This window comes from Paenibacillus glufosinatiresistens (assembly GCF_031470375.1).
Taxonomy (GTDB): Bacteria; Bacillota; Bacilli; order Paenibacillales; family Paenibacillaceae; genus Paenibacillus_AQ; species Paenibacillus_AQ glufosinatiresistens.
Window position 1 is genome coordinate 1 of sequence record NZ_JAVFHT010000040.1, and the last position, 1,773, is coordinate 1,773.

The following is a 1,773-nucleotide window of genomic DNA, read 5'->3' on the forward strand; positions in this document are numbered from 1 at the left end:
GGGGCTGTCTCAAAAGGGTCATAAAATGACCTGAGAGACAGCCCCGTTTTTTTGCTGGTGGAATACAAAAAGAAACCGTTCTTTAGTAAAATGGAGGTACCACCCAACCATATCCGAAAGGAACGATTTCTTTGTACATTCAATATAGCATGGATCAACTTTATCTGCCAATGGATTTGGAAGAGGATATCCCCCAAAATCACGTTGTTCGGGTCGTGAACGACATGGTGGAACGCATCGACGACTCGCTCTTTGCCGCCGCCTACCCTGGCGGAGGCCGCCATAGCTACCATCCCAAAATGCTAACGAAGGTCATTCTGTATGCCTACTCGCAGCGGATCTACTCCTCCCGTCAAATCGCCAAAGCCATCCGTGAACATATTCCTTTCATGTGGCTGGCCGCGCGCCAACAGCCCGACTTCCGCACCCTAAACCGGTTCCGCAGTGAGCGAATGAAGGAGGTGCTGGAGCCTCTGTTCACTGCCCTTTTAGGCCTGCTGGTTCAAGGCGGCTACGTGAAGCTGGACCACTATTTTGTGGACGGAACCAAAATCGAAGCCAATGCCAACCGCTACACCTTTGTATGGAAAAAGGCCGTCGTGAAGCACAAAATGAAGCTGCAGGAGAAAGTGAAGGTGTTGTTCTCCACGATTGAACACGAAGAAGCGCAGGAAGAACAAGCTCACGAAGGCCGGGACCTGGACGAACTCGGTGAGCAAGCGTCGCTGAGCAGTGAGATGCTGGAGGAAGCGGTAATTCGGCTGGAAGAACGGCTTGCCCGGAAACCGAAGGACAAGCCGCTAAAGAAGGCCGTTCGGATCCTGAAGAAAGACTACCTGCCCCGGATGCAGCGGTATGAACAGCAGGAAGCGACATGCGGCGACCGGAATAGTTACAGCAAGACGGATCCGGATGCCACCTTTATGCGCATGAAAGAAGACCACATGAAAAACGGCCAGTTAAAGCCCGGGTACAACGTGCAGGTCGGGACCGAAAACCAGTTCATTGTCGGTTACAGTCTGCACCAGCGGCCGACCGATACGCGCTGCCTGATTCCGCATTTAGAAGCCTTGCGGGATAAAGTCCCGTCCTTGCCCAAAACCGTCATTGCAGATGCCGGTTACGGCAGTGAAGAGAATTATGCCTGGCTGGAGAAAGAACAATACGAGGCGCTGGTCAAGTACAACACGTACCATACCGAGCAAACGAAAGCCTGGCAGACGAATATCGGCAAGCTGGAGAACTGGACCTATGAGGAGGAAGAAGACCGGTGGATCTGCAGCGGCGGACGAATCCTATCCTTTGTACGAGAAAGCCGCTCCACGACCGATACCGGATACGAATCCAAACTGCGGGTATACCGAAGTGAAGACTGTACGGGATGCCCTTTCAAAAAGTCCTGTACGAAAGCGGAAGGGAACCGGGAAATCCGGGTGAGCATGGAGGCGCTAAGATACCGACGACAAGCCAGAGACAAGCTACGCAGCGAGGAAGGGCGGGCGCTCTCAGCCAGACGGATGTGCGAAGTGGAAAGTGTATTCGGACAACTGAAGAACAACCGGGGCTTCCGGCGGTTCCTGCTTCGAGGACTTGAAAAAGCAAGCCTGGAGGTCGGGTGGCTTTCCCTCGCCCACAACCTGCTGAAAAAGCACACCACAGACCAAAACCGCAAAGCGGCCGTCCAAGGATAACCCCCTTGAACGGCCGCTTTGTTTACTTTTTAGTGGAGGTGGTCCCTCTCAGCTTAGAAATATCTACTTTTGGGACAGCCTC

At 53.3% G+C, this 1,773-nt stretch carries 1 protein-coding gene; it reads left to right on the plus strand.

Annotated features, from left to right (window positions below; genetic code table 11):
• Nucleotides 1–131: 131 nt before the first annotated feature.
• On the plus strand, nt 132–1,691 hold the full coding sequence (locus RBI05_RS19195) for an IS1182 family transposase (RefSeq protein ID WP_310552211.1): 1,560 nt from the start codon (nt 132–134) through the stop codon (nt 1,689–1,691).
• Nucleotides 1,692–1,773 lie beyond the last annotated feature (82 nt).